2 protein-coding genes and 1 pseudogene are annotated in these 2,071 nt (G+C 52.9%); 1 reads left to right on the top strand and 2 read right to left on the bottom strand.

The features are described 5' to 3' along the window. Positions 1-660: hypothetical protein (locus CFLAV_RS35900; RefSeq protein WP_007418999.1), on the top strand; the 660-nt coding region annotated here is incomplete at its 5' end. Here CFLAV_RS35900 and CFLAV_RS31480 read toward each other — a convergent pair. Continuing rightward, positions 651-1,139: a response regulator gene (locus tag CFLAV_RS31480; protein ID WP_063816490.1), complete on the bottom strand. Its 489-nt coding sequence runs from the start codon at positions 1,137-1,139 to the stop codon at positions 651-653. The genes CFLAV_RS35900 and CFLAV_RS31480 overlap by 10 nt on opposite strands. 388 nt (positions 1,140-1,527) lie before the next feature. Next, positions 1,528-2,071, bottom strand: a pseudogene (locus tag CFLAV_RS31475) (hypothetical protein); the annotation flags it as partial.

Here is a 2,071-nt window from a genome sequence, read left to right as displayed (position 1 = left end):
TGGGAGTCGAGCCTCCGCTTCGCGGAAGACCGAAGCAGTGGGGCTTTGGAATTGCTCCTTTGCACGCCGATTCGCGAGGATGACATTTGGCGCGGTTTGATCAAATATTTGAAGCGAAAATTTCTTGTCCCCATTCTCGTTTTCATGGCGGTGGATGCGCTCCTCATTCATAGCGGGAGCAAAGCCAGCGGTTTGTGGAATGGCGATAAATCCTGGGTGGCGGCACTCGTGGTGGGCATGTTCCTCTTGCTTGCCGACAGCTATGCCATCGCCTGGGTTGGATTATGGCAAGGTTTGACTGCCCGGAGCTCAACCCGCGCCTGCTTTCTTACTTTGCTTTATGTTCTGCTGCTCCCGGGATTGGTTTGTTTGCTGATCATTGGTTTTTTAAGCCTGATCGTAGGGCTGCCAAGTTCCCCCGAGTGGATGTTTGTGGCCTTTTGGTTTGCGGTAAGCTATTTGACTGATTGCATGCTCTGCGCGCGAGCGACAACGCATCTTGCTGATGGATTTAGAAACCTGGCAGTTCACAACATAGGCCGTAACGAAAGAGGGCTTAACTGGCTGGCAGCTAATCTGACTGGGGAAACACAGTCAAATGGCGTCGCCAAGGATGAAGTGGTTGGCAGCAACCCACTCGAATCCACTGTTCAATCGTGAGCCAGAGTTTTAGGAGTCGGGCTGGGACTGCCTAGATTTATGACAGCGTCTGGATTTTGAGGTCCTAAAACAAATTCGTTAAGGTCCTGAACCAGAGCACGAAATTTTTCGAAATCGGCCGTCTTGACGAGGTATGAATTCGCGCCGAGTTGATAGGCGCGGTCAATGTCGGATCGCACTTCAGAACCCGTGAGAATCACGACCGGCACCTTCGTCAGGCCTGGTTCAGAACGGAGCCACTTAAGCACCTCAAGTCCTGTAATATCCGGCAAACGCAAATCCAACAGCACCAACTTGGGAAACGGGTACACCGCACGATCAGAATAAATGCCATGGCCGGCCAAATAATCTTTCGCCATCCTGCCTTCGGCCACTATTTCAAGCTGATCTGTCACACCCCGTTGAAGAAAAGCATTACGGATCAGGGCCACATCACTATGGTTGTCTTCAATTAATAGGATCGTACGACTACTCTTCATATGCTCGCCCATTACTGGGCTCACATCACTAAATAGCATATTTCAAGCCAACCACAGTTCTGCTCTACCATCGATGTGACTGATGAGTAGTCGGTTACACCGGTGCCTCCCCACTCGAAACGGGGTGAAATCCACACCCTGACGGTCGCTTTGATCCTTTCCATTTCCCGCGGAGGGTTCCCGCCTTTGATGAGGCGCTCCCCATTCCAAAAGCCCCTGTTGCCTCAAGGATAAATGACACCGGGGATTGGACCGGATTTGGGTATTCGTTGCCTCACATTAAATGACACCGACGTGTTTATTGTTTTTCCCTCCGTCAGGAGGGTCCTTTTGCCCCTGCTGCTGCAGCAGCAGGGGCAAAAAAATTTCTCATTCTTCCATCCCGTCCTCATTTTAAGATCGGTCTGAGTTGTTTATCCGTTTGCCTGGCCAGTTCAAAGGGATCGACGGCGTAATACCAGTCGCGCAACCGTTGCGCCTGTTTCCTACCCAGTTGTCCGCTGCTCACCAGCCACTGGTAGGCCGTCTGCGGACGGTCGTGACGGCGAACCCAGCGGCTGCCTTCCCGATGCTTGGCCACCAGCTTGGCTGAGGGCAGAAAAAAGTTCTGCAATGGCCCCCAGGTTTCCTTGTAAAGCTGGTTGATCAAGGGCACCGCTGCCGGAGATTCCAACCGGGCATAGCCCAGAACCTGCCGCGGCCACATCCAGTTCTTCTGCTCCACATGCGCATTGTCATCTTTATGATAAGGGCGTGAGCGGGTGAGTTTTACGGGCACCACGCGCTCCTGCAGGTAACGCACCAGATGCCAGTTCAGCCATTCGCTCCCATTGTCAAAATCCATCCCCAGCAAAGGAAATGGCAGGTTTTTTTCCACGTCCCGGGTTTGCTCCAACACCCCTTGAGGGCCCTTGTTCCACACGGCCCGACCT

Source organism: Pedosphaera parvula Ellin514 (assembly GCF_000172555.1).
Classification (GTDB): Bacteria; Verrucomicrobiota; Verrucomicrobiia; order Limisphaerales; family Pedosphaeraceae; genus Pedosphaera.
The sequence above is the reverse complement of the archived record's forward strand: the minus strand, read 5'-3'. Positions and strand labels throughout refer to the sequence as shown.

Bases quoted from the DNA above. Each gene is read 5' to 3' on its own strand.
- CFLAV_RS31480 (WP_063816490.1), bottom strand. From the start codon at position 1,139: ATGAAGAGTAGTCGTACGATCCTATTAATTGAAGACAACCATAGTGAT.